A 25,619-nucleotide genomic window follows, 5' to 3' on the forward strand; every position below is an offset into this window, starting at 1 on the left:
CGTGCGACCACGCACTGGCGCGGTAAGCCGATGAACGCGCACGAGGCGAAACGCATGGGCGCATCGCGCCTGCCCGGCAGGAGCTTGCAATGTCGACCACGGTAACCCCTTCCGCCACGCCGACCTCGAACGGCAACGCCGGCCGCGTCGTGCGGTTTCTCGCGACGCGCGTCGGACTCTCGCTGATCACGCTCTGGCTGTTGTCCGTGATCGTATTCGCGGGCGGTCAGTTGCTGCCCGGCGACATCGGCCGCGCTGTGCTCGGCCCGCTCGCCGATGCCCGAGCGGTCGCCGCACTCGATCATCAACTCGGCGCTGATCGTCCGCTGATGACGCAATACGTGGACTGGATCACCCATTTCGTGCGCGGCGACATGGGTCTTTCGTATGCCTATCGCGAACCCGTTCGACCGTTCATCGCCGATGCGCTCGCGCACTCCGCGAAACTCGGGCTGCTCGCGTTCGCCGTTGTCGTGCCGCTTGGCATTGCAGGCGGCGTGTGGTCCGCGATGCACGCGGGTCGCTGGCTCGATCGCACGATCAGCATTGCCGGATTGTCGGCGACAGTGGTGCCCGAATTCGTGTCGTCGATCGTGCTGATTCTCGTGTTCGGCGTGTGGCTGCGCTGGCTGCCGATCGAAGCATCGTACGCGCCCGATGCTGGCGTGCTCGAGCAGTTACGGCATCTGGTGCTGCCCGTGCTGCCGCTCGTGCTGGTGTTCTTCGGCTACATCGCACGAATGGCGCGCGCCGGCACCGTCGAGGCGCTCGATGCGGACTACACGCGCACCGCGATCCTGAAAGGGCTGCCGCGCCGCGTCGTGATCTGGCGGCATGTACTGCGCAACGCGCTGCTGCCCACCATCACCGTAGCCGCCACACAGCTCGGTTATATGATCGGCGGCCTCGTCGTGGTCGAGACGCTGTTTCATTATCAGGGGATCGGCTCGCTCATTTACAACGCCGCCAAGGCCAAAGATTTTCCGATGCTGGAAGCGGGTGTGCTGACGATCGGCGTGGTCTACACCGTCGCCAATCTCGTCGCGGATGCGCTGCATGTGCTGCTCAATCCGCGTCTGCGAGTGAGGAGCGCCGAATGAGCACAGTCGTTCCATCCGCCAAACCGCCTGAGCCGACCGGGCCGAACCCCACGCCGACATCAACGCCAGAACCGCTCGCGGCGGAGCCGCGCTTCGACCGGTTGCGCGTACTGCTGCGCTCGCCCACGTTTGTGATTGGCGTGGTGATCGTCGTCTGGTGGATTGTTTGCGCAATCGCGGGACAGTGGATCGTGCGGCTCGACCCGTACGCGTCCGACCCGCTCAATTCGTTGACGCCGCCCGACCACACGCATTGGTTCGGCACCGACCAGCTTGGCCGCGACGTGTTCTCGCGCGTGATTGTCGGCGCTCGCGACATTCTGACGATCGCCCCGCTCGCCACGTTGCTCGGCACCGTCGCGGGCACCGCGCTTGGACTCGTGGTCGGCTATTTCGACGGCTGGGTCGACAACGTGATCGGCCGCGCAATCGACGCGGTGCTCGCCCTGCCGCTCGTGATCGTCGCGCTGCTCGCGCTCGCTGCCGTGGGCGCGTCGAACTTCACGGTGATTCTCGTGATCGGCGTGACGTTCACGCCGATCACGGCCCGCACGGTGCGCGCCGCCGTGTTCGCCGAGCGGCATCTCGACTACGTCGCCGCCGCGCAACTGCGTGGCGAGCACGCGCCCTACATCATGTTTGCCGAAATTCTGCCGAACGTGCTGCCGCCGATCATCGTCGAGGCCACCGTGCGGCTCGGCTACGCGATCTTCGCGGTCGCCACGCTGTCGTTTCTCGGCTTCGGCATCCAGCCGCCATCCGCCGACTGGGGGCTCGCCCTGTCCGAGTCGTACACGCTGATGGCAGGCGGCGCATGGTGGACCGTCGTGTTCGCGGCGGGCGCAATCGCGTCGCTGGTGGTCGGCGTCAATCTGATCGCAGACAGCGTGCAAGGTGTGATCGACCGATGAACAGCGCACCACCCTCCTCGTTTCCCGCTTTCGACGTGTCGAAAAGCGACCGTACCGATGCGCTGACCGTGGTCGGCCTGACGGTCACGTACCGGATGCGCGGACGCGATCGCGAAGTGCTGCAGGACGTGTCCTTTCGCGTGCGACGTGGCGAAGCCTATGGTCTGGTCGGCGAATCCGGTTGCGGCAAGTCCACTGTCGCGATGGCCGCGCTGCGTTATCTGCCGCGCAACGGCAAGCTCAAGGCGGGCAAGATCATCATGGCCGGCCAGGACGTGCACAAGCTCAATGCCGACGCGCTGCGAACCCTGCGCGCCAACGCGATTTCGATGGTCTATCAGGACCCGGGCCGCGCGCTGAATCCGTCGCTCACGATTGCCCGTCAGGTCACCGAAGCCTTCGAGGCCGCGGGCGTTTCGCGTGAGGAAGCCGTCACCCGTTCGCTGGCGATGCTCGAGCGCGTGCGCATCGCAGCACCCGAACGCGTGATGGAGAGCTATCCCCACCAGCTGTCGGGCGGCATGCAGCAGCGCGTGGTGATCGCGATGGCGCTCGCATCGAACCCGGCGCTGCTGATTCTCGACGAGCCGACCACCGGCCTCGACGCAACCGTCGAAGCGGAAGTACTCGATCTCGTCGCGCAATTGCGTGAAGAACTCGGCACCGCGGTGCTGTTCATCAGCCATAACCTCGCGGTCATTGGGCGCATGTGCGATCGCGTCGGCGTGTTGTACGCGGGCAAGCTGGTCGAAGAAGGCGCAACCGACGACGTGTTCTTGCGCCCGCGTCATCCCTATACGGTCGGACTGCTGCGCTGTCTGCCCACGGCGGGCCGCAGCAAGGATACCGAACGGCTCGATACGATTGCGGGCAGCCTGCCGGCGCCTGGCTCCGTCGTGCAAGGCTGTCTCTATGCGGACCGCTGCCGTCTTGCCGACGAACGCTGCCGCCGTGAAGCACCGCCGCCGTATCGGGTAAGCGCGGTGCATGGCGATCAGATGTCGCGTTGCCATTATCACGAGCGCGCTATCGCTCTGCCACGCGCAGGCGCGGAGACGCTGGCTCAGCCCGCGCCAGCCGCGCATCGCGAGCGACCCGCCGCGCCCGTGCTGCGCGCGGACAAACTCTCCCGGACGTTCCGCGTCGGCGGCGCCGCGCTGCGCGCCGTCGACGACGTGTCGATCGAACTCGCGAGTGGCGAGACGCTCGGTCTCGTCGGCGAATCGGGCAGCGGCAAGACCACGCTCGCCAAGCTGATGCTCGGGCTGCTGACGCCGGACGCCGGCGCCGTGCTCGAACTCGATGGCGCGCCGCTCGCCGCGCGCGTCACACGACGCGACGACGAGCAGGTCAAATCGCTGCAGATCGTGTTCCAGAATCCGGATTCGGCGCTCAACCGCGCGCATTCGGTGAGGCGGCTGATTGGCCGTGCGCTGTCCCGTCTCGGCAGGCTGCGCGGCGCCGCCATCGACGCACGGCTCGCCACGCTCGCCGCGTCCGTGCGGCTGCCGGAGCGCTATCTGGGCTCGCGCACGCGGCAGCTTTCCGGTGGCCTGAAGCAACGCGTGGCCATTGCGCGCGCGTTTGCAGGGGAGCCGCGTGTCGTGGTTTGCGACGAACCGACCTCCGCGCTCGACGTCTCCGTGCAGGCCGCGATTCTCAATCTGCTCGCCGACCTGCAACGCGAACGCGGCGTGAGCTACATGTTCATTTCGCACGACCTGCATGTGGTGCGCTACCTGTCGGACCGGATCGCCGTGCTGTACCTCGGCCGACTAATGGAAATCGGACCCGCTGCGGCGGTGTTCGACGGCCCACAGCATCCTTATACCGAAGCGCTGCTCTCGTCCGTGCCGACACTCGAAGGCGGGCGTCATCAGTCACGCATCCGACTTTCGGGCGACCTGCCAAGCGCGGCGTCGCCACCGTCTGGCTGCGTGTTTCACACGCGCTGTCCGCGCAAGCTCGGCGCGATCTGCGAACAGCAGGACCCGCCGTTTCTCGACGCCAGCACGAACGACGGTCGGCACGCCGGCGTCCATCGCATTCGTTGCCATATCCCCGTCGACGAACTGCGCGCATTGCAGCACGCGTCGCGCAACGGCGCGGGCGTCAGTTCGCCCGACAGTTCAGCGAGCGCCCGTGAAAACGCGGACCAAAGCGAATAGCGGCGCTTGCGCGCTGATAGTTGGGCGCACGGGTGGTCACCGATAGGTCGTGCGGATTTCCGGCATGCGCGACGCGCGCCGTCGCCCGCAGCGCGGCAGTTCAGCGCCGCAGGAACCAAACCGGAACGTGCGCCTCATATCTACTCAACGTTCGATATGAGGGCACCCACAACATGCAAAGAAACGTCCCCCGCGCCACGGCGCGCGCAACGGCCGCCCTGATCGCGGCCGCCGCCTTTGGCTTCGCAACGCTCGCGAGCGCCCAGACCCCGGCGCAGCCGGCCACCGGAGCAGCCCAGCCGCTGCAGCCCACCCTCTCCCAGGCCGCGCCGCCGGTCGATCCTACGTTTTCCGCCTACTCGCTGCTACAAACCTGCAAACAGAAGAGCGACAACGTCGCGCAAGGCCAATGCGTCGGCGCCATCCGCGGGATCATCCACGGTTATCAGTACGGCGTGCTATTCCTCGGCCAGCGCTCGGCATTGCCGGCTAATGAAACGCAGCGCGTATCACTGTGCTTGCGCGATGCCCAGGTGTCGTCGATCGTGGACGATTTCATCTCCGACGCCTCGCAAGTCAGCGACGACTCACTCAAGCACACGCCCGCTGAAGTCGCCGTACTCGGCTCCGTGCACATGCATCACGGCTGCAATTGAGGCGTTCAGACCGTCGACGTCGGGCGCCAGCGGCGTGGGTGGCGGTTGTGCCCTGATGACGATAGCGTAGTCGCCATTGCGGCTCGGCCGCTACGCCACCCGTAGCGGCGCCGCATCTCACGGCACCTCACAGCATCTCGAGCGGACGCTTGCTGCGCGGCGGCTTGAAAAAGCCGTCGATGGCCGCCAGTTCGTCGGCGTTGAGCGTCAGCTGCGACGCGCGGTGGTTGTCGCGCACGTGCTCGACGTTCCCCGACTTCGGAATCGCGGACACGCCAGGCTGCATCAGCACCCATGCAAGCGCGACCTGAAATGCGGAGACGCCGCGCGCCTGGCCGATGTCGTCGAGTGGAGAACGCCTGGGCAGCCGTGCATGGTCGACCGGACTGTATGCCATTGCGGGCAAGCCGCGTGCGGCGAGCCACGGCAGCAGATCGAACTCGGGGCCGCGTCGCGCTACGTTGAACAGAATCTGATTGGTCGCGCAGGCTTCGCCGCCCGGTATCGCGAAGAGTTCTTCCATGTCGTCGGTGTCGAAGTTGCTCACGCCCCAATGGCGGATCTTGCCGGACGCACGCAACGCCTCCAGTCCTTCGACCGTTTCTTCGAGCGGCACCGAGCCGCGCCAATGCAGCAGATACAGATCGAGCCTGTCGGTTTTCAGCCGCTTCAGGCTTTGCTCGCACGCGTGCGTCATCGCGCGCCGGCTCGCGTTATGCGGATACACCTTGCTCACGAGAAACACCTGTTCGCGCAATCCGGCCAATGCTTCGCCGACGAGCGTTTCAGTCTTGCCGTCGCCGTACATCTCCGCGGTGTCGATCAGCGTCATGCCGAGTTCGATTCCGCAGCGCAATGCGGCGATGTCGGATGCGCGCCGCGAGGGATGCTCGCCCATTTCCCAGGTGCCCTGCCCCAGTTTCGGAATACGCTCGCCGTCGGGCAAACTCACGGTGGCAATCTCGCTAGTCATGCTGACTCCTCGGAATGGCTGAATGAAGATTCATGCGCCGCAGCAATAAGGGGGCCGACGACGCACGCTCGGCCGCGACGCGCGGCGTGTGCTACGAAAAACATATCAGGAAGTTTAGCCGTTGGACGCACGCAGATTGGGGCCATCAGACAAACGCCTGCTATAACGTGGCGCGCCGATGTTTTAGAATTGCCGCTTGCCCCTCTTGCGTGAGCCACATGACCTCTGCCTCGGAAGACCGCTGGCGCGACCTGCGCCCGGACCCGGAAAACGACACGCCGCTCTATCTGCAACTTGCCCGCAAGCTCGGCAGCGCGATTCACGAAAACCGTTGGAACGCGGGTGAGGCGTTGCCTTCGGAGCGCGTGTTGTCGGAGGCGCTCGGCGTCTCGCGAATCACGTCACGCAAGGCAATTGCGTTGCTCGTCGAACAGGGATTGATCCGGCGCACACAAGGCGCGGGCAGTTTCATCACACCACGGTATGAAGATCCGCTGTCGCGGCTGTCGAGCTTCAGTGAAATGCTGCGGCGGCGCGGATTCACGCCGAGTTCAAAATGGCTTTCACGCGAGATCCTGCCGGCCAATCGCGACGAAGTCATTCAACTCGGTTTGTCGCCGGCGGCGGCCGTCACGCGGCTGCGCCGTCTGCGACTCGCGGACGGCATTGTGATGGCAGTCGAAAATTCCACCTTTCCGGCGGCGATCATTCCCGATCCGCAAGCGATCGGCGACTCGCTCTATTCGTACCTCGAACAGCGCGGGCTGACCATCGTGCGCGCACTGCAACATTTTCGCGCGGTGAATGCGAGCGACGAAATTGCGCAGCAGATGAGCATTGCGCCCAACGAGGCGCTGCTGCTGATCACGCGGGTTGGCTACACGGCGGATCAGCGCGCGATCGAACTGACGGACACGTATTGCCGCAATGACTACTACGACTTCGTCGCTGAGTTGAGGAAGTAGCTTCCTCGCCACACAGCGCGCGGCGCGTGCCGCGCGCCTGACCTCGTCTCCAGCCGACGCGCATCACTCCCAGCTTGCCGCATGCGCGCCGATCCGCGCCGGCGGCAATGCGAAACGGGCGGGCGTCTCCTCCATCTGCTCCGCCGGCAAAACGCCGAGCACGCGGCCAAATGCCGAGTCGACCGTGCCGAGACAATCGCGCACGTCGTCGATTAAGACGTCCGGCCGTTGCCAGCCATCGGGCACAAGACCGAACGACTGTAGCCAGCGTCCCGTTTGCGCGAGCGAAACTCTCACGTGCCAGCTTCCTCCTTCTGTTGCTCGGCGGGACAGCGCGGCCATTGCGCCGAAAGCGGCCAGATAGCCGGTCGCGTGATCCAGCGCCTGACACGGCAGATGCTTTGGCTCGTCGCAGCCCGCCGCCTGCCGCTCGGTGAACGCGATGCCACTCGCCGACTGCACGAGACTATCGAAGCCGCGCCGCTGCGACCACGGCCCATCGTGCCCATACGCGGACACCGACACGTACACGATCCCCGGCCTCAGCCGCGCCAGTTCCTCCGGGCCGAAGCCGCGCGCCGCAAGCGCGCCCGGACGATAAGCCTGCAGGAAGACATCGGTGTCGAGGGCGAGCTTGCGCAGCGTGTCGCGCCCGTCCGCCTCGCGCAGGTCGAGCACCGCCGAGCGTTTGCCGCGACCATTGTCGATCACCAGCGGCGCGATATTCGGCAGATGCGGGCCGTTGATCATCAACACGTCGGCGCCATGTTGCGCCAGCGCGCGCCCCGCCACCGGCCCTGCGATGATGCGCGACAAATCCAGCACCCTGATGCCGTCGAGCGGGCGGTTCGCGACCGTGCGGCCTGGCGGCTCGGCGGGCGCGTCGCCGATGCGCTCGATCTCGAACAGCGGCAGGCCCGCGATCGCTTTCGCCTGATCGAGCGCGGCCCATTCGTCGGGCGAACGGATCAGCGCGGCGCACAGACCGGCGTCGGCGAGCGTCTGGTCGAGCGCCGCGCCGTCCCAGTGTCCGCGAATCGCCGCCGACACGGCCGCGCGGCCCTTGTCGCAACCGAGCACCTTCAGCACCCCCTCCAGGTGGTGCGCGAAATTGGTGTGCAACTGAATCCAGCGGCCGTCCCGGGTTTCATAGAACCCCGTCACCGGATCGCGCAGCGCGGGCGGCGGCCCGTCGTCGATCCGCAGATAGCGTTCACTGCGAAAGGACGCCAGTGCGCGACGCATCTCCACGGCGACATGCTGCCGGTGGCCCGTTCGCAGGCGGTGATATTCGGCCGCGGCGAGTCCCGTCGCGGCAATCGTCGCCGAGGCCAGACTACCGACGCGATACACCGACGGCAGACCGGGATCTTCGCCAGTCAGCGACACGGAACGAAGCGCGGTTGGGTCGCATCCGGCGAGCGTCCAGATCTGTTTGAGAGCGAGTTCGGGCGTCATGGCATTCATCCGCACGGGAGGAGTTGGAGCACGCGTAAGGCGGTATAGAAAGTCAGTCTAGATTCCGCGCCACTCACAATCAATCTTGATTATGATAATCAATATATATTGATTTCTTTGGTTCTTGCATCGCTTCCGTTCTTGCGTCGCTTCCGTTCTTGCATCGCTTCCAATGCCGGCAATGTCGAACTCAACTGTCCTGACTGCACCCGAGGCCGCTGCCGCGCTCGGCATCAGCCTTTCCACGCTGTATGCATACGTGAGCCGTGGCATGCTGAGTTCGTCCCCGGATGCACAGGGTCGGCACCGTCTTTACGACGCCGGCGAAGTGCGGAGGCTTGCGCGCCGCAAGGAAGACGGCAAGCGCGCAGGCAAAGTCGCACAAAAGGTGCTTGACTGGGGCGTGCCGGTGCTCGAATCGTCGATCACGCTGGTCGCCGACGGCCGGCTGCTGTACCGCGGGCACGATGCGACAGCGCTGGCGCGCAGCGCGTCGCTCGAAGATATTGCCGCGTTGTTATGGGAATGCAGCGTCCGCCGGATCGCCGATGCGCCAGCGGTGCCGCTCGCGAGCGCGCAATGGGCCGCGTGGCTCAAACTGTGGAGCGACAGCACGCCACTCGATCGCGCGCTCGTGCTACTGCCGGCTGCCGCCGCGCAATTGCCGCGCGTCTGGGCGCTCGGCCGCGATGCGCAGCTCGACAACGCCTGCGCGGTCATGCGACTGCTGGCGGCCGCGATGATCTCGGCGGCGCCTTCGAGCGAGCCGCTGCATCGGCAACTGGCCTCAGCGTGGAATGTTCGCAACCGGCAGCAAGCCGGCTTGCTGAGAGCAGCGTTGGTGGCGTGCGCCGATCACGAGTTGAATGCGTCGACCTTTACGGTTCGCTGCATTACTTCGACCGGCACGCATCTGTTCGGCGCGGTGGCGGGCGGGCTCGCCGCCTTGGCCGGTCCGCGCCACGGCGGGGAAACGGTACGCATCGCCGCATTGTTCGACGAAGCCGCACGCGCATCGGACCTCGACCGTTATCTGGCGACCCGCATGGCGCATGACGGCCACGGTACGCAGGGAGCCGTGCTGTCGGGCTTCGGTCATCCGTTGTATCCGGACGGCGATCCGCGCGCGCGATTGTTGCTGGAAATGCTTGCCGATTGCGCGCCCGCCCGTTCTCCGCTCGGCGAGGTACTGGCGCTGGCGCGCGCGGTGCGTGACACGACGGGCGCAGAACCGACCGTGGATTACGCGCTCGCGGCTATTGAACGGGTACTTGGCTTGCCCGCCGGCGCGGCATTCACGCTGTTCGCTTCGGGAAGGGTGGTCGGCTGGATTGCACACGCGATGGAGCAGACGCGCGATGGCCGGTTGATCCGGCCACGCGCGCGATACGTCGGCGAGTACGACGTGAGATGACCCGCCCGCCTGGTTGCCGCGCGTGCCGGCAATCAGGCCGTGCCGAACCAGCGCGGCAGCCAGCGCAATGCGGGCAAATCGAGCGCGGACTTCGACGCGGCTCGCTCGGCGCCGCTTGCGAGCGCGAAGCGCGCGCCCGACTGGCCGGCGCTTACCCACGCCACCGCTTTGCGCGGCAATTCGATCGATTGACCCGTGGCAAGCCAGTGGTCTTCGCTATCGCCTTCCACGGTCAGCCAGATCTCACCCGAGATCACCTTGAAAATCGACGTGCGCGCGACACGCCAGGCCGCTGCGGGCTCGTCATGTTCCAACTCGAAAATCCGGACTTCGCGCATTGCCGTTCTCCTTCAAAGAACATTCTGTTGTTCCGATTATTGACGTGCGATGATCCGATACCCATGCACAGTTCCGAACACTTCTGTCGGAACTGTTCAGTCGAAAAACCGGACAGTTGGCAAGGCATCCGACCGTTGCCGGTAGCGCCGACACCGCACGGAGGACATCGCTGCATGAAACCTGATATTCAGATCGATCGGGACAACGGGGTCCCGCTGACCGAACAGATCGTCACGGGCGTCACCCAGTGGATCCGTTCGCGCACGGCACACCCGGGTTCAAAGCTGCCTTCGATCCGCCAGTTCGCGGCTGATTACGGCGTGAGTCGCTTTCCGGTGATCGAAGCGTATGACCGCCTCGTGTCGCTCGGGTATGTCGACTCGCGTCACGGCTCGGGCTTTTACGTGGCCGATCACCAGCCGATGATGCCGCACTGCCAGGGCACGAGCGACCCGCGCCGCGCGGAAGACGAGTCGGGACATCTGCTGCAGCAATTCAACCACCCGGGCGAGACACTCAAGCTCGGCAGCGGCTTCATTCCCGAAGCATGGCGCGACATGGACGGCATCGCGCAGGCCATTCGGCATGTGTCGCGCACGGACCCGGCGAGCATGGTCGATTACGCGACGCCGCTCGGCAATGTGGTGTTGCGCGAGCATCTGCGTGGCCGCATCGGCCAATTGGGTATTCACGCCGACGCGTCGCAAATCCTGATCACGAACGGCGCAAGTCAGGCCTTCGATCTGCTGATGCGCTACATGCTCAAGGCCGGCGACACGATCTTTGTCGAAGACCCCGGCTACTACAACCTGTATGGCCTGCTGAAGCTGCACGGCGTCAGGCTGATCGGCATTCCGCGCACGCGCAACGGTCCCGATCTCGACGTGATGCAAGCGCAACTGAAGCTGCATCGACCGAAGCTGCTTTTCATCAACACCGTTTTTCATAATCCGACCGGCACGACGGTCGCGCCGCCGGTCGCTTTCCGTTTGCTGCAACTGGCGCGCGAGCACCATTTCTCGATCATCGAAGACGATATTTACGCCGATTTTCAGACCGACCTGACCGACCGCCTTGCGACGCTGGACCAGCTCGAACATGTGATCTACATAGGCGGACTGTCAAAGACGCTATCTTCGTCGCTGCGGATCGGCTGCATCGTTGCGAGCCACGCGACCATCAAAGACCTGGTCGACATCAAGATGCTGACGAGCATCGGCGGCTCACGTTTTGCCGAGGCGGTCGCGGTCTCCCTGCTCGAACGCGGCGCGTATCGCAAATATCTGGAGCGCCTGCGCCGCAGGATGCGCGACGCACTCGGTTCGACCATCCAGACACTCGAAGACGCCGGCTGGGAACTGTTCGAAAAGCCGGTGGGCGGTAAATTCGTGTGGGCGCGCGTGCCGCACGTGGACGACGCCGAACGGCTGGTGGCGTGCGGCGCGCCGCTCGGCGTCACCGTCGTACCCGGCAATTACTTTCGCCCCAACATGGAGACGAGCCCGTGGATCAGAATTCACGTCGCATTTGGCAACGACCCGCGTGCACGGGCTTTCTTCGATGCCGCCGCGAGGTTGCCCGAATCAGCGTGACCCAGTCGTGCAATCGCTGCGTCGCCCTGCGCTTTTGCCTAGAATAGCGAGTCCCGTCCGTCTCTCCTCCGCGCGCCCAGCCGCCCTTCATGACCACGCCGCCAACACTGCCCACCGCCTCCACCGCCCCTGCCACTGTGCCGTCGGCCCGTTCGCTGACCGTGATGCTGTGGGTGGTGGCAACCGGCTTCTTCATGCAGACCCTCGACTCGACTATCGTCAACACAGCGCTACCGGCGATGGCGACGAGTCTCGGCGAATTACCGTTACGCATGCAGTCAGTCGTGATCGCCTATTCGTTGACGATGGCGGTCATGATTCCGGTGTCCGGCTGGCTCGCCGACAAACTCGGCACGCGCCGCGTGTTTCTGAGCGCCATTCTCGTTTTTTCGATTGGCTCGCTGTTGTGCGCGAATTCCCACACGCTGAACCAGCTGGTGATTTTCCGGATCATTCAGGGCGTGGGCGGCGCAATGTTGTTGCCGGTTGGACGCCTCGCCGTTCTGCGCACGTTTCCGGCGGAGCGGTACTTGCCGGCGTTGTCGTTTGTCGCGATTCCCGGCCTGATCGGCCCGCTGATCGGGCCAACGCTCGGCGGCTGGCTCGTCAAGATCGCGTCATGGCACTGGATCTTTCTGATCAACGTGCCGGTGGGCATAGTGGGTTGCATCGCGACTCTCATTTTCATGCCCGACAGTCGCAACGAGCATGTCGGCAAGTTCGACGTGAAGGGTTATCTGCTGCTGATTGTCGGCATGGTGGCCATTTCCTTCGCGCTCGACGGTCGCACCGAGTTCGGCATTCAGCACGCCACCGTGCTGGTGCTGCTGATACTGAGCCTCGCCTGCTTCGTTGCTTACGGGCTGCACGCCGTGCGCGAGCCGTCGCCCCTCTTTTCGCTCGATCTGTTCAGGATTCACACGTTCAGCGTAGGACTGCTCGGCAATCTGTTCGCGCGGATCGGCAGTGGCGCGATGCCGTACCTGCTTCCTCTGCTATTGCAGGTCAGTCTCGGCTATAGCGCGTTCGAAGCCGGGATGATGATGCTCCCCGTAGCCGCCGCCGGCATGGTCTCGAAGCGACTCGTGACCAATCTGATCCTCAAATACAGCTATCGACGCGTGCTGATCGTCAACACGATCCTCGTCGGCCTGACCATGGCGAGTTTCTCGCTGATGAGCGCAGGTCAGCCGCTGTGGCTAAGACTGGTGCAACTGGCGTTCTTCGGCGGAGTCAACTCGATCCAGTTCACCGCGATGAACACGTTGACGCTGAAGGACCTCGGCACCGGCGGCGCAAGCAGTGGCAACAGCCTGTTCTCACTCGTGCAGATGCTGTCCATGAGTCTTGGCGTGACGGTGGCCGGCGCGCTGCTTGCGACCTTCACCGGCTTGCTGCCACGCGTGACAGCGGCCAACTCGCTGCCCGCGTTTCATGCGACCTTTCTGTGCGTCGGCATTATCACGACAGGATCGTCCTGGATTTTTGCGCAATTGTCCCCGGATATCCGCACGCCGGCAAAGAAAACGGACCCGTCTGAGCGAACCTAAGCGACCTCGGATCAGCGAGGGCCGCTGCGTTTTTGCCTGTGCGATGATCCGGGATGTGAACCGTCGAGCCCTCCGAAAAAAGTTGCACTCGACCCGCAACAGGGCGCGGGCCGCACCAGTGAAGTGCGAATCGGCGCGCGCACGTCCGCGCTGGCGCACAATCCTCCGACGAGACGAACCAACCGGGCGCGGGTGCGTTGTTTCTACATGCGCACAGATCTTGCTCGGCAATCCTGTAAACTCAAGTTTTGCGCGTGCCTTTTGTGTCGAGCATACAAACGCGCCGCCACCTCTACACGGCTGACATGATGAGCATGATCGACCTCGATCCTCCCGGCTTCCAGCCGCCGCGCCCGATGGCCGGTGACGAAGGCTCCCGGCGCACCGTTCTTTACGGCGGCTACACTGTTTTCAGCGTGTTCCAGCCGGTGTTTTCGGTGTCGCATCGGCGAGCGATCGGTTATCACGCCTCGCTGCGCGCCCACGACGAGCATGCGCTTCAGGTCCCGTCACACGAAGTCTTCACGCAAGCCGCAAGGCGTGGTGATTTGCTTGAACTTGGCCGACTTGCCGAATCGCTGCATCTCGGCAACTTCAACGCGTTCGACAGTCACGACGAATGGCTCTTTCTCAGTCTTCACCCGGCCGCGCTGATGGACACGAGCTACGGCGATGCATTGCTCGCCGGTCTCAAGGCACTGGGCCTGCCACCACAACGCGTGGTGCTCGAGGTCTCCGAGCAGGCCGGTGGCGAAACCACGCGATTTGCCGAGATCATCGACGCGCTGCGAAAGTCAGGGTTCCTGATTGCGCTCGACGGCTTTGGAGCCAAACATTCCAATATCGATCGCGTGTGGAACCTGCGGCCAGACATCGTTACGCTCGACCGCTGCATCCTCGCGCAGGCCAGCGAGCACTCGCACATAGAGCGCGTGTTGCCCGGGCTCGTGTCGCTGCTCCACGAATCCGGCCAACTGGTGCTAATGGGCAGCCTGAGCAGCGAGCGCGACGCACTGATCGCCCTTGAATGCAACGTCGACTTCGTGCAAGGCGCCTTCTTCGCCGGCCCTAGCGTTGAAGCTGTCAAGCCGCAAGCGGCAGCGGGCTTGATGGATTCGCTCTCTGCGGCGTTGCGTGAACGCGTTGCGACGCGTGAGCGCTCACAGGCAGTGCGCCTCGCGCCCTACGTCAAGGCGCTGGAAACCGCAGCGGCCCAACTGGTCGCGGGCGAATCGGTAGCCCAGGCGACTGCCCCTCTGCTGACGCTTGGCGAAACCGCGCGCTGCTTCGTACTCGACGGGTCGGGCCGTCAGATTGGCGATAACGTGTTGCCTCCCGGACGCGCGTCACAACGCGCCAAGCGTTTCCGTCCGCTGCTGCATTCCGAAGGCGCAAGTTGGGAACGCCGGCCGTATTTCATTCAGGCGATGCGCGCGCCCGGCAAGGTGCATCTGACACCGCCGTATCTGTCGATTAATGAAGCGCACTTGTGCGTAACGGCCTCGATCGCAGCCCACACGCCGATTGGCACTCAGGTGCTATGTGTGGACATCAACTGGGAAGTCGCGGCACACCGTAACTGATGACCGTGTGTGCCGCCGAATACGCGCGAGCAACTGCACCACTGCCGCGCGGCCTAGTAACCGGTTAGCGAACCGCAAATGGACTGCATGAGTCACTGCGTGCATTGCGACGATCTCCATGCCACCGTTTGACTTTTCTTTCGTCGACACGTCGATCACAGCGACAACCTCCCCCTCGCGCAGCAGCGCGACACCCGCAGATCCTTGTACCGACACGACCTCAACACTGCTTGCATGCCGCGCGAGCGACGCGATCTTTTCGACCCACTCTGTTCGCACCTGATCGACCGCCTCGGAAACAGGCTCCGGATGCTTGCGACTCAAAGAATACGTATGGGCCGACACGAAAACCCGCGAGTCACAGACGACCTCGGGTGCAACGCTGAACAGTCGCACGAGGCCAACTCGGTCTTGGGTCTCCAGAGCTGCACGCAGCCGCTCCACCATCTTCGCGTGCGCCGCCGCATCGGGCCGCTGCAAAGGCGCGCCCGCGCGCTGCAAACGGTTTTTCGCGCGATGAACGATCTGCCGGCAGGCGGCCGGCGTGCGCTGGAGGATCTCTGCGATTTCCGCATAGTCGCATTCAAATGCTTCGTGAAGCACGAACGCTGCCCGTTCGTCCGGCTTCAGCCGCTCGAGCAGGAGCATAACGCCATACGACATCTCAGCCGCGCGTAACGCCAGATCTTCGGCGGACGGTGCCACCTCGTCGAGCCAAGGTTCCGGGAGCCAGCCGGCAGACTGCGACGCCCGTTCATGCTGCAGGCGCCGTAGCCGGTCAATTGCCGTGCGCGTAGTGAGGGTGGTGAGCCAGGCGATCGGCGTTTGCACCTCTTCTGTCTCGGCAAGATGCCACTTGAGCCAGACGTCCTGCACCACGTCTTCAGCTTCCGCGCGGCTGCCGAGCATGCGGTACGCCAGAGCGAGCAGGCGGGCGCGCACGGCCTCGAAACTGGATGCCTTGCTGATTTCTTGTTGCGTCATGTGCGAACCCTCCCGATCTTGCATGGTGATAAGCGCGCCGTTGCTCCATTGGGGCATTGGCGGCGCGCGCTAAAAGCGACTTTCTGTTCAGCTTGACGGCTCAGCCTGGTGCGATGTGACAGCGCAACAAAAAAATTCTTTTTGTCACGTCGCGACTCGCTGGCGCGTCATATGGGTAAGAACCAGCGCATTGCCGCGCAGGCCCCAAACCAGTTTGGGTGCGAGTCAATGGCCGCTTCGTGGCAAACAGGATACGACGCATTAACCGGGAACCTTACGCCGCTGGCCAAACGACAGAGCTCCGTTCAGTCCGAATGCCCACGTTCGAGCCCGTCGTACAACTCCACCATCGAGATCATCATGCCATTGCACTATCCGTCTTTCACCGGCCTCGGCCTCGTCCCCACTGTGATCGAACAGTCCGGCCGAGGCGAGCGCGCCTACGACATTTATTCCCGTTTGCTTCGTGAGCGCATCGTGTTTCTCGTCGGACCCGTTACAGAACAATCAGCGAGCCTGATCGTCGCGCAACTGCTCTTTCTGGAGTCCGAAAATCCAGACAAGGATATTTCCTTCTATATCAATTCGCCGGGTGGCTCCGTCTATGACGGTCTTGCGATTTACGACACCATGCAATTCATCAAACCCGAGGTATCGACTTTATGCACCGGCTTCGCCGCGAGCATGGGCACCTTTTTGCTCACAGCCGGCCAGCGCGGCAAGCGCTATGCGCTGCCCAACGCACGGATCATGATCCACCAGCCGTCAGGCGGCAGTCAGGGCACGGCAGCGGACATTGAAATCCAGGCGAGAGAAGTGCTGTATCTTCGCGAGCGGTTGAACACGCTGACAGCGGAACGCACCGGGCGCAGCGTCGAAGAAATTGCGCGGGACACCGACCGTGACAACTTCATGTCGGCGCAAAGCGCGAAGGAGTACGGGCTGGTGGACGAGGTGCTGGAAACCAGGACAACCCTCGGCGGTCTCGCGCACCGGAACGACATGTAGAGCGCCTGCAACACAAATTCTGATTACCTTCGCTGGAATCGCTATCATGGTCGCGATTCGTCGCATTCGACGAGCGCTTCAATGGAGAGATACATGGCGTCATCCAACGAAACCGTCAGCATGGCGCTATTCTGCGACTTCGAAAACGTCGCGCTCGGCGTGCGCGACGCGAAGTACGACAAGTTCGACATCAAGCTGGTACTCGAACGTCTGCTGCTCAAGGGCAGCATCGTCGTCAAGAAAGCCTATTGCGACTGGGACCGCTACAAGAGTTTCAAAGGGGCAATGCACGAAGCGAACTTTGAGTTGATAGAAATTCCGCATGTGCGTCAATCGGGCAAGAACTCCGCCGACATCCGGCTGGTAGTTGATGCGCTCGACCTTTGCTACACGAAGTCGCATGTCAACACGTTCGTGATTATCAGCGGAGACTCCGATTTTTCGCCGCTCGTGTCGAAGCTGCGTGAAAACGCCAAGCAGGTGATCGGCGTCGGTGTGCAGCAATCCACATCAGATCTGCTGATAGCGAATTGCGACGAGTTCTTTTTCTACGACGACCTGGTCCGCGAAAGTCAGCGTACGGTCGCCAAGCGGGAATCGTCACGCCCGCAGCAAGCCGCGCAGCAGGCAACGAAGCGCGCGCCTGACGAAGAGAAAACGCGCAACAAGGAAGACTTGGAAAAGCGCCGTACGAAGGCTGTGGAGATTGCGGTGCAGACGTTCGACGCCCTTGCTTCCGAGCGCGGCGATAGCGGCAAGATTTGGGCGTCGGTGCTGAAAAATGCGATCAAGCGCCGCAAACCCGATTTCAACGAGACGTACTATGGGTTTCGTGCGTTCGGCAACCTGCTTGAAGAAGCGCACGCGCGCGGCCTGCTCGAGTTTGGCCGGGACGAGAAATCCGGCGCTTACGTATATCGGAGTACGGCTGCGAGTGTTGCCGGCGACGGGACCGGCGAAGTGATTGGAGAAGTGATCGGAGAAGTGGCTGCAGAAAGCGGCAGCGAGTCGTTCGAAGCGTCCGGATCGGCCGAGCAATTGTATGAAGCTCAGGTTGCCGAGACCGTGGTCGCAGAGTTGGGTGGCAGGCACGAATCGCGCCGCCGCGGCCGGGATAATCGTAAATCGGGCCGTGGCCAGCAAAGGGCCGCTCATGAAGAACGGGCGCCGCGCGAGCCACAGGAGGCCGTGCTGCCGCCGACGAACGACGACCACACCTCAGCAGCAGAAGCGCATCGCGTGGAACTGCACGAACTGGAAGACGAGCGCGCGCCTAAGGCGTCACAGGACAACGCGTGGCCTCCAATGGAAGAAGCTCACGTACGGGTGTCGTCCCTCAGTGAGTTGTTCGGCGAGCAACCGGAATTGGCGTTGAATGACGCGGAGACTTTGCCTGTGGACCCTACCCAGGCGGATTCGTCGGGCTCCGAAGTTGCGCCGCACGAACCCAATGCGGAACCGAAGCGTGGCAGGCAGCGATCGCCGCGCAAGACGGCGGCGAAAAATGTGAGAAAAAGCGCGCAGCGAACGATCGACGAGTTGCCCGACGCGTCGCCCGATCTCGCGCCGCCCGCGGAAGCGCGGATAACCGCAGTACAGGAAACCGACACACCCGTGCCGGCAAAAAAAACCGCGCGGAAAACTGCATCACGTAGCCGTCGTCCGAAAAAATCGGCGACGGCAAGTGACGTCGAGTAATGCCCGGATGCCGATGCCGGTCAACGTTGCGCGAATGACGGCGCAAACCGGCCAGCGTTGGCAGCGACGTTCGCAGCGGTATGAGCGTGGTGCGGGCCGCTGCAATGGCACCCCGCAATCGGGCCGCGCCCGCAACAGCAACAGCAACAGCACTGGCACCGGCACCGGCACCGGCACCAGCACTCATTCCGCCATCGTCGCGCACCCGACCGCCATCAGGCGAGCGGGCGCTCCACAATATGACACGCGCCGACAGGCGGAACCCAACCCGCATGCCGCTGCCCTGCGGTCTCGATCAATAGTACGGATACGGTGCGTACATGACTGGCGGCGGCCCGTAATACCGCGGCGGCGGCGCGACATAAACCGGTTGCGGCGCATAAACAGGCACTTGCGGCTGGGAAATGGTGTTTCCCTTCGAAGTCATGCACTGGGCGTAGGCCGCGTCGTACTGGGCCTGCAGGCTGTTCGACGAATATTGCGCGCCATTTGCGCCCGCAGCACCGCCGAGCAGCAGGCCGCTACCGGCGCCAATTGCCGCCCCCGCACCAGCATTGCCGGCTGCCGCGCCGATCAGCGCGCCCACCGCAGCACCGCCGAGGGTGCCGACAGCCGCGCTGCCCACCGCATTATTCGTCGAAGCCTGCGCGGCGCCCGGCGCGTTAGTCGAGTGGTAAGCGTAATCGCGGCACGAATAGTCGTCCTGCTGGAACTGGTTCAGCGGCTCGCCGCTGCGCGGCAGTGCGACGATGGAGGGGCCGCTCGGAGGCACCACTGCACATCCGCCGAGCAGCGCCAATGCGACTGCACTGGCCGGCAGTGCGACGCTTATGGATTTAAGTCTTGAGATCATGATGACGCGCAATGCCTGGATTTGGGAAAGCTAACGTTAGACCATCTGCAAAAGCCGTGGTTACAAGAACGTTACCGGATCTTTTCCTGCTTACAAATTGCCGGGCGCAAAAGCCGTGCCGGGCGGCAATCCGTCGCTCGGCAGTTACCAACTGTGACAAAGATGAGGCGTGCGTCCGCCCATTGCCGCATGCGAGGAACTGGCATCGTGGGACATCGTCCTGTACGAAGCATTCCTATTTAATTGCGAACCAGATAATCAGCTAGTTGGTAGACAGCGGAAGCGGGCGCATCGAAACAAAAAAGCCCTCGTCTCCGAGGGCTTTCTTCATTGCTACGTGCAAGCCATTCAGTTCAATGCCGGTGCGCCGTGGAACCGATCACTCAGACGCCGCACGACATCAAATCACGCTCTCACGCAAAGTTCTTCGACGCAAAATCCCAATTCACGATGTTCCAGTACGCTTCGACGAACTTCGGACGCGCATTGCGGTAATCAATGTAGTACGCGTGCTCCCACACGTCGATCGTGATCAGTGCTTTTGCGTCTGTGGTGAGCGGCGTAGCAGCGTTGCTCGTCGACACGAGGTCGAGCGAACCGTCCGGCTTCTTCACGAGCCACGCCCAGCCCGAACCGAACGTGCCGATGGCGGTCTTTGCAAACTCTTCCTTGAACTTGTCGAACGAACCCCATTTGGCGTTGATCGCGTCAGCCAGCGCACCGGTCGGCGCACCACCGCCTTGCGGCGACAGGCTGTTCCAGAAGAACGTGTGGTTCCACACTTGCGCTGCGTTGTTGAAGACACCGCCCGACGACTTCTTGACGATTTCTTCCAGCGGTAGGTTCTCGAATTCCGTACCCTTGATCAGATTGTTCAGGTTGGTCACATAGGTCTGGTGATGCTTGCCGTAGTGATAGTCAAGCGTCTCTTCCGACATGTTCGGAGCGAGCGCATTCTTCGCAAACGGCAGCGGCGGGAGCGTATGTTCCATGGTGCATTCCTTGTGTCTGTATCTGTTGTGGGGGGAGTCTGCGGATAACGCTATGAGCACTCGATTGTAGGCGAGTTGGAATAACCCCGCAAACCAACGGACTTTATGGCCGGCATCGGCGAACATGCCGCACATAGAGCGTAATTAATGCTTTCGCATGCAGTGTGCCCAGCGCACGCAACATCAAAAGTACGTGCGCTGATGTTGTCGGCGAAGTGTCAGAAACCGTCGCTCAGACGCGTTTGCACGTCGCCGACCGTGACGTCCGCCGTGCCCTGCGCGAGATGCATCGTCAAGCGCCGGCCCGGCTTCAACGACGACGGTGTGCGCACCGCGCGGCCGCTCTGCGCGTCGAGCACCGCGGCGTAGCCACGCTCAAGCGTGCGTTGCGGGCTCAACACCTCGAGGCGGCCAGCGAGCGTTGCGATGCGTGCCGTCTGACGCTCATGCTGACGCAACAATGCCGCGTCCAGCCGCTGGCTGAGCGCGTCGAGTTTCGCCTGATGCGCAACCAGATCAGGACGCCAGCGCTGCCAGCGCATCTGCAGCAGCGAAAACCGCGCCCGCGCATCGCGCACGGGACGCGCGCCCGCCGACGCGAGCCGCACACCCAGTTGCTGTAAATGCGTGCGTTGGCGCGCGAGGCGCTCGGCCGGCGACACCAGCCGGCGCGCGAGCCAGTCGAGTTGCTGCGCGCGCCGCTCCATCATCCGGCCGAAGCCCCGGGCGAGCGCCGCGTGCCGCTGGTCCAGTTCGCGCAGCAGCAGCACGCGCTGCGGACTGACGAGTTCGGCTGCGCCGGTTGGCGTCGGCGCGCGCACGTCGGCGGCAAAATCGGCGATCGTAAAATCAGTTTCGTGACCGACGCCGCTCACCACGGGTATCGCGCTCTCTGCGATCGCACGCGCCAGCACTTCTTCGTTGAACGCCCACAGGTCTTCGATCGACCCGCCGCCACGACATACGATCAGCACATCCACTTCGCGACGCGAGCTTGCCGCTTCGACCATCGCCGCGAGTTTGCCGCTGACGCCCACGCCCTGGACGGGCGCTGGATATACGATGACGGGGATGTGCGGCGCGCGGCGTGACAGCGTGGTCAGCACATCGCGCAACGCAGCCGCCTGCAACGACGTGACGATGCCAATGGCGCGCGGATGCGAGGGCAACGCGCGCTTGCGCTCGGCGGCGAAGAGGCCTTCGGCTTCGAGCTGCGCTTTGAGCCGCAGGAACGCTTCATAGAGACGGCCTTGCCCGGTACGGCGCACGGCCTCCACATTCAGTTGCAATTCGCCGCGCGGCTCGTACAGGGTCACCAGCGCACGCACTTCAATACGGTCGCCTTCGCGCGGCGTGAACTCGGCATATTGAGCGCGGCCGCGAAACATGACGCAGCGCATCTGCGCCTGCGCGTCCTTGATCGAAAAATACCAGTGGCCGCTTGCCGCGCGAGTGAAATTCGACACTTCCCCCGCCACCCAGACAAGCGGAAACGAGCGCTCGAGCATCGTGCCGATCGCCCGATTCAATGCGGAAACAGGGACGACGACTTCGCCGCCGGGCGCGGCCGGCAACGAGAAAGGACTATCGGAGTTCATACGCGGGTAGCTTTGAGTTGGCCGGACAGACAATAGACCGAGCGGCCATCGGCGTCTAGCGCGCCGGTTGGATTGCCAAAAGTGTCCACATGGCGGGACGGGCAAGGCCGAACCCGCCAGCGTGCCCGCCAGATCACACAAATTCGAAGCATGTTGTTGATTTATATGGAGTTTATATCTCGACGACGTGATTGGCTGCCGACACGTGGCGCCCACCACGGCGCTTTCCGCGCGGTAGACGGCCGGTTTTCCACAAAGTTATCCACAGGTTGCGCATTGCGCAGTGCCACCACGTTGCGCGCCCAATTGGCAGGTAGCGACTTGCGGGGCGGGTCGCACGCGCGCTAGAGTGGCGGGTTCGTCGGCATGCCTTATCCGCCACGGCTCGCTTTACGGCGCGTCGCGCGGCACACTGCAAATGCTCTGCGCCGTTGGAGCCCGTTACTGTCGATTCACCTCCAGACCTCCGGAGAACCGCATTGATGCTTGCCTTGCGTAGCGCGCCTCGCACTTTTACGCCGCCGTCACGGCTTTCCCCGGCCTGCACCACGCGCGCCGTTCGCAAGATTCACGAATGAGCGATCTGAAACACCGTCTCGAAGCGCGTCTTGCACGCGAATGGCAGCAACGCGGTCCGCTCGCTTGGGCGTTGACGCCGTTCGCTTGTGTGTTCGGCGCGATTGCCGGCGCGCGCCGTGCCGCTTTTTCGCTCGGATGGCTCAAGCCGGTGCGCGTGGGCGTGCCGGTGGTGGTCGTCGGCAATGTCACTGTTGGCGGCACGGGCAAGACGCCGACCGTCATTGCGCTAGTCGAAGCGCTGCGCGCAGCGGGCATTACGCCGGGCGTGGTGTCGCGTGGCTACGGCGCACGCGTGAAAGCGCCGACGCCCGTCACGCCGGCATCGGCGGCAAGTGTCGGCGGCGATGAACCGCTGCTGATCGCGCGGCGCACGCATGCGCCCGTTTGCGTCTGCCCGGATCGCGTGGCGGCCGCGCAAGCGCTGTGTGCGGCCCATCCGGAGGTCGACGTGATCGTGAGCGACGACGGCCTCCAGCACTACCGCCTCGCACGAGACGCCGAGATCGTCGTGTTTGATCACCGGCTCGGCGGTAACGGCTTCCTGTTGCCCGCAGGTCCGCTGCGCGAGTCGCTTTCGCGCCGTCGCGACGCCACGCTGATCAACGATCCCTATGCGCGTACGCTGCCGCCTTGGCCTGACACGTTCGCTTTGCAACTCGCGCCCGCCGACGCGTGGCATCTCGACAATCCCACGCTGCGCCGTCCGCTCGCGCAATTCAGCGGCGAGCGCGTGATGGCCGCGGCGGGCATCGGCGCGCCGGAGCGCTTTTTCGCGACCTTGCGCGCCGCCGGCCTCACGCCCGCAACGCGCGCGCTGCCGGATCACTACGCGTTCGAGCGCAATCCTTTTACGGACGTCGACGCCGACGCGATCCTGATCACCGAAAAGGATGCGGTAAAATTAGGGTCCTGGCACGACGCGCGCATCTGGGTTGTTCCGGTCGAAGCCGCGCTCGATCATCGCCTCATTGCATTAGTTGTGGAGAAAGTCCGTGGACGCTCGCCTGCTTGAAATTCTCGTCTGCCCGATCTGCAAGGGCCCGCTCAGCTATGACCGTGCCGCACAGGAGCTGACCTGCAACGCGGACAAGCTCGCCTATCCGATCCGCGACGGCATCCCCGTCATGCTGGTGGACGAAGCGCGTCAAACGGTCGAAGGCACGCCGGTCGATCTGAATCCGGGTTCCGTCGCGTAAGTCGGCTACACGCCCGGTACGCGCGCGAGACAACGCAGCCGTTTCATAGATTGCGTCGTCTTGCGTCACGATTGCGAAACGTGTACTCGGGCTAGGCGACTATTCAATGGCAAGTGGCACGCGCACTTGTAGCCAAGGCGGCTCTCGCGCTTTCTGCTTGTCTAGTGCGCCTCTATTCGCTTCAAACTACTTCCGCGCCGTCTGTTTCGTATGCGCCCGCCTGCTGACAGCGGCCGCATCCTTCCGCTTCCATCGCCCCCGCTTACGATGACTCAAGCCAACGCTTCCACTCCGCCTTTCGTTGCCGTCGTCCCTGCACGGCTCGCTTCGACGCGTCTGCCCAACAAGCCGCTCGCCGACATCGGCGGAAAGCCGATGGTGGTGCGTGTCGCCGAACGCGCCCGCGAATCGGGCGCGCAGCGGGTGCTGATTGCGTCGGACGCACAGGTCGTGCTCGACGTCGCGCGCGATCATGGTTTCGAAGCGGTGCTCACGCGCGCCGATCATCCGTCCGGCACGGATCGTCTCGCGGAAGTGGCCGCGCAGTTCGGCTGGAGTGACGACACGATCGTCGTGAACGTGCAAGGCGACGAGCCGCTGATCGACCCGGCGCTCGTGTGCGGCGTTGCGTCGCACCTCGCGGCAAATAGCGGCTGCGCGATTGCCACCGCTGCGCATCCGATCACCGATCCCGCCGAAATTTTCAATCCGAACGTCGTCAAGGTCGTGCTCGACGCGCGCAGTGTCGCCATGTACTTCTCGCGCGCGCCGATTCCGTGGGCACGCGACGCATACCAGCCGCATTGGCCGGCTGTTGCGTCCATGCCCGCGCCAACGGCGCCTGCGGTGGTTCATCGGCATATCGGCCTGTATGCGTATCGTGCCCAGTTTCTGCGTACGTACCCTTCGCTCGCGATCTCGCCGCTCGAACAGGTCGAAGCGCTCGAACAGTTGCGCGCCATGTGGCATGGCGAGCGCATCGCGGTGCTCGTCACGCACGACGTGCCGCTGCCTGGCGTCGACACACCCGCGGATCTCGCTCGCGTACAGGCTTTATTCGGGTCTTGAGCGTAAAAACCCGTGGCATAATCGGACGGTTGTGCGCGCCTCCCAGTACTGGCGGGGGCCAGGGTTTGCCCGGTCGTCGTGTCGTCATCTTGCAGCGCCGTCGTGGTCGACGTGCAGCGCGAGAACGCGACATCAGCGGTGCGGGTCCCTTGCCTGATCGCGGGACGGCCATGTCGCCAACACAGAATTCACACAGATCTGGAGATATCACATGCGGTTGATCCTTTTGGGTGCACCCGGCGCGGGTAAAGGCACTCAGGCAAACTTCATCAAGGAAAAATTCGGCATTCCGCAAATTTCCACCGGCGACATGCTGCGCGCCGCCGTTAAGGCGGGCACGCCGCTCGGCATTGAAGCCAAGCGTTTCATGGACGCCGGCGAACTGGTCACGGACGAGTTGATCATCAACCTCGTGAAGGAACGTTTGCAGCAGCCGGATTGCGCAAACGGCTATCTGTTCGACGGCTTCCCGCGCACTATTCCGCAAGCGGAGGCCATGAAGCAGGCAGGCGTCGCGATCGACTACGTACTGGAGATCGACGTGCCGTTCGACGAGATCATCGTGCGCATGAGCGGCCGCCGCTCGCACGCGGCGTCGGGCCGCACGTATCACGTGAAGTTCAATCCGCCGAAGGTGGAAGGTCTCGACGACGTGACCGGCGAACCGCTGATCCAGCGCGACGACGACAAGGAAGAGACCGTCCGCAAGCGTCTGGATGTGTACGAAGCGCAGACCAAGCCGCTGATCGATTACTACAACGGCTGGGCGAAGAACGGCGATCCGTCGACGCCGTTGAAGGCGCCGCAATACCGCCGCATTTCGGGGCTCGGCACAGTCGAAGAAATTCGTGCGCGTGCATGTGACGCGCTGAAGTAGCCACGGCAATAGCGTTTTGATCGCATTAAGGGAAACCCGCCTCTGTTGGCGGGTTTT

The 25,619-nt window shown here is 63.6% G+C and carries 22 protein-coding genes; 15 read left to right on the forward strand and 7 right to left on the reverse strand.

Annotated features, from left to right (window positions below; all coding sequences use genetic code 11):
- The first annotated feature begins 89 nt into the window (after positions 1 to 89).
- From AAGS40_RS11605 to AAGS40_RS11620, 4 genes are all read left to right on the forward strand, one after another.
- Positions 90 to 1,100, forward strand: coding sequence for an ABC transporter permease (locus AAGS40_RS11605; RefSeq protein WP_345811494.1), 1,011 nt, complete (start codon positions 90 to 92; stop codon positions 1,098 to 1,100).
- Positions 1,097 to 2,011, forward strand: a complete 915-nt coding sequence (locus AAGS40_RS11610) for an ABC transporter permease (protein ID WP_345811495.1) — start codon at positions 1,097 to 1,099, stop codon at positions 2,009 to 2,011. The genes AAGS40_RS11605 and AAGS40_RS11610 overlap by 4 nt, the downstream gene beginning before the upstream one ends.
- On the forward strand, positions 2,008 to 4,179 hold the full coding sequence (locus tag AAGS40_RS11615) for an ABC transporter ATP-binding protein (protein WP_345811497.1): 2,172 nt from the start codon (positions 2,008 to 2,010) through the stop codon (positions 4,177 to 4,179). The genes AAGS40_RS11610 and AAGS40_RS11615 overlap by 4 nt, the downstream gene beginning before the upstream one ends.
- Before the next feature lie 173 nt (positions 4,180 to 4,352).
- Positions 4,353 to 4,835 (forward strand): hypothetical protein, encoded by a 483-nt coding sequence (locus AAGS40_RS11620; RefSeq protein ID WP_345811498.1) that lies wholly within the window; start codon positions 4,353 to 4,355, stop codon positions 4,833 to 4,835.
- A 127-nt stretch (positions 4,836 to 4,962) separates the two neighbouring features.
- Here AAGS40_RS11620 and AAGS40_RS11625 read toward each other — a convergent pair whose 3' ends face one another.
- Positions 4,963 to 5,808 (reverse strand): aldo/keto reductase, encoded by an 846-nt coding sequence (locus tag AAGS40_RS11625; RefSeq protein ID WP_345811500.1) that lies wholly within the window; start codon positions 5,806 to 5,808, stop codon positions 4,963 to 4,965.
- A 218-nt stretch (positions 5,809 to 6,026) separates the two neighbouring features.
- Between AAGS40_RS11625 and AAGS40_RS11630 the strand changes: the two genes are divergently transcribed.
- Positions 6,027 to 6,773, forward strand: coding sequence for a GntR family transcriptional regulator (locus AAGS40_RS11630; RefSeq protein WP_345811502.1), 747 nt, complete (start codon positions 6,027 to 6,029; stop codon positions 6,771 to 6,773).
- Between the two features lie 63 nt (positions 6,774 to 6,836).
- On the opposite strand, the gene AAGS40_RS11635 is transcribed toward AAGS40_RS11630, so the two are convergent.
- Positions 6,837 to 8,231, reverse strand: a complete 1,395-nt coding sequence (locus tag AAGS40_RS11635; protein WP_345811503.1) for a CoA transferase — start codon at positions 8,229 to 8,231, stop codon at positions 6,837 to 6,839.
- Positions 8,232 to 8,412: 181 nt separating this feature from the next.
- On the opposite strand from AAGS40_RS11635, the gene AAGS40_RS11640 reads away from it, so the two are divergent.
- On the forward strand, positions 8,413 to 9,645 hold the full coding sequence (locus tag AAGS40_RS11640) for a citrate synthase family protein (RefSeq protein ID WP_345811504.1): 1,233 nt from the start codon (positions 8,413 to 8,415) through the stop codon (positions 9,643 to 9,645).
- Positions 9,646 to 9,677: 32 nt separating this feature from the next.
- Here AAGS40_RS11640 and AAGS40_RS11645 read toward each other — a convergent pair whose 3' ends face one another.
- Positions 9,678 to 9,983 (reverse strand): DUF2917 domain-containing protein, encoded by a 306-nt coding sequence (locus AAGS40_RS11645; protein WP_345811505.1) that lies wholly within the window; start codon positions 9,981 to 9,983, stop codon positions 9,678 to 9,680.
- Between the two features lie 174 nt (positions 9,984 to 10,157).
- Between AAGS40_RS11645 and AAGS40_RS11650 the strand changes: the two genes are divergently transcribed.
- The 3 genes from AAGS40_RS11650 to AAGS40_RS11660 all read left to right on the forward strand — a co-directional run bounded on the left by AAGS40_RS11650 (position 10,158) and on the right by AAGS40_RS11660 (position 14,709).
- Complete coding sequence (locus AAGS40_RS11650; protein WP_345811506.1) at positions 10,158 to 11,576, forward strand: PLP-dependent aminotransferase family protein; 1,419 nt, start codon at positions 10,158 to 10,160, stop codon at positions 11,574 to 11,576.
- Positions 11,577 to 11,665: 89 nt separating this feature from the next.
- Complete coding sequence (gene mdtD / locus AAGS40_RS11655) at positions 11,666 to 13,126, forward strand: multidrug transporter subunit MdtD (RefSeq protein ID WP_345811507.1); 1,461 nt, start codon at positions 11,666 to 11,668, stop codon at positions 13,124 to 13,126.
- A 308-nt stretch (positions 13,127 to 13,434) separates the two neighbouring features.
- On the forward strand, positions 13,435 to 14,709 hold the full coding sequence (locus AAGS40_RS11660; RefSeq protein ID WP_345814384.1) for an EAL domain-containing protein: 1,275 nt from the start codon (positions 13,435 to 13,437) through the stop codon (positions 14,707 to 14,709).
- On the opposite strand, the gene AAGS40_RS11665 is transcribed toward AAGS40_RS11660, so the two are convergent.
- On the reverse strand, positions 14,665 to 15,693 hold the full coding sequence (locus AAGS40_RS11665; RefSeq protein ID WP_345814386.1) for a sigma-70 family RNA polymerase sigma factor: 1,029 nt from the start codon (positions 15,691 to 15,693) through the stop codon (positions 14,665 to 14,667). The two genes, AAGS40_RS11660 and AAGS40_RS11665, sit on opposite strands and share 45 nt — an antisense overlap.
- Before the next feature lie 360 nt (positions 15,694 to 16,053).
- Between AAGS40_RS11665 and clpP the strand changes: the two genes are divergently transcribed.
- Positions 16,054 to 16,701 carry an ATP-dependent Clp endopeptidase proteolytic subunit ClpP gene (gene clpP / locus AAGS40_RS11670; protein ID WP_345811508.1) on the forward strand — a complete coding sequence of 216 codons (648 nt, stop codon included), beginning with the start codon at positions 16,054 to 16,056 and terminating at the stop codon, positions 16,699 to 16,701.
- Positions 16,702 to 16,794: 93 nt separating this feature from the next.
- Positions 16,795 to 18,399, forward strand: a complete 1,605-nt coding sequence (locus AAGS40_RS11675) for an NYN domain-containing protein (RefSeq protein WP_345811509.1) — start codon at positions 16,795 to 16,797, stop codon at positions 18,397 to 18,399.
- A gap of 295 nt (positions 18,400 to 18,694) precedes the next feature.
- On the opposite strand, the gene AAGS40_RS11680 is transcribed toward AAGS40_RS11675, so the two are convergent.
- From AAGS40_RS11680 to xseA, 3 genes are all read right to left on the reverse strand, one after another.
- Positions 18,695 to 19,252, reverse strand: a complete 558-nt coding sequence (locus AAGS40_RS11680; RefSeq protein ID WP_345811510.1) for a glycine zipper family protein — start codon at positions 19,250 to 19,252, stop codon at positions 18,695 to 18,697.
- 413 nt (positions 19,253 to 19,665) lie between these two features.
- Complete coding sequence (locus AAGS40_RS11685; RefSeq protein ID WP_345811511.1) at positions 19,666 to 20,244, reverse strand: Fe-Mn family superoxide dismutase; 579 nt, start codon at positions 20,242 to 20,244, stop codon at positions 19,666 to 19,668.
- A 218-nt stretch (positions 20,245 to 20,462) separates the two neighbouring features.
- Positions 20,463 to 21,842 (reverse strand): exodeoxyribonuclease VII large subunit, encoded by a 1,380-nt coding sequence (xseA, locus tag AAGS40_RS11690; protein WP_345811512.1) that lies wholly within the window; start codon positions 21,840 to 21,842, stop codon positions 20,463 to 20,465.
- A gap of 574 nt (positions 21,843 to 22,416) precedes the next feature.
- On the opposite strand from xseA, the gene lpxK reads away from it, so the two are divergent.
- The 4 genes from lpxK to adk all read left to right on the forward strand — a co-directional run bounded on the left by lpxK (position 22,417) and on the right by adk (position 25,562).
- Positions 22,417 to 23,433: a tetraacyldisaccharide 4'-kinase gene (gene lpxK / locus AAGS40_RS11695; RefSeq protein WP_345811514.1), complete on the forward strand. Its 1,017-nt coding sequence runs from the start codon at positions 22,417 to 22,419 to the stop codon at positions 23,431 to 23,433.
- Complete coding sequence (locus tag AAGS40_RS11700; protein ID WP_323047947.1) at positions 23,414 to 23,617, forward strand: Trm112 family protein; 204 nt, start codon at positions 23,414 to 23,416, stop codon at positions 23,615 to 23,617. The genes lpxK and AAGS40_RS11700 overlap by 20 nt, the downstream gene beginning before the upstream one ends.
- Positions 23,618 to 23,884: 267 nt before the next feature.
- Complete coding sequence (gene kdsB / locus AAGS40_RS11705) at positions 23,885 to 24,685, forward strand: 3-deoxy-manno-octulosonate cytidylyltransferase (protein ID WP_345811516.1); 801 nt, start codon at positions 23,885 to 23,887, stop codon at positions 24,683 to 24,685.
- Positions 24,686 to 24,896: 211 nt separating this feature from the next.
- Complete coding sequence (adk, locus tag AAGS40_RS11710) at positions 24,897 to 25,562, forward strand: adenylate kinase (RefSeq protein WP_345811517.1); 666 nt, start codon at positions 24,897 to 24,899, stop codon at positions 25,560 to 25,562.
- Positions 25,563 to 25,619: the final 57 nt, after the last annotated feature.

The sequence above is a fragment of the Paraburkholderia sp. PREW-6R genome (assembly GCF_039621805.1).
Classification (GTDB): Bacteria; Pseudomonadota; Gammaproteobacteria; order Burkholderiales; family Burkholderiaceae; genus Paraburkholderia.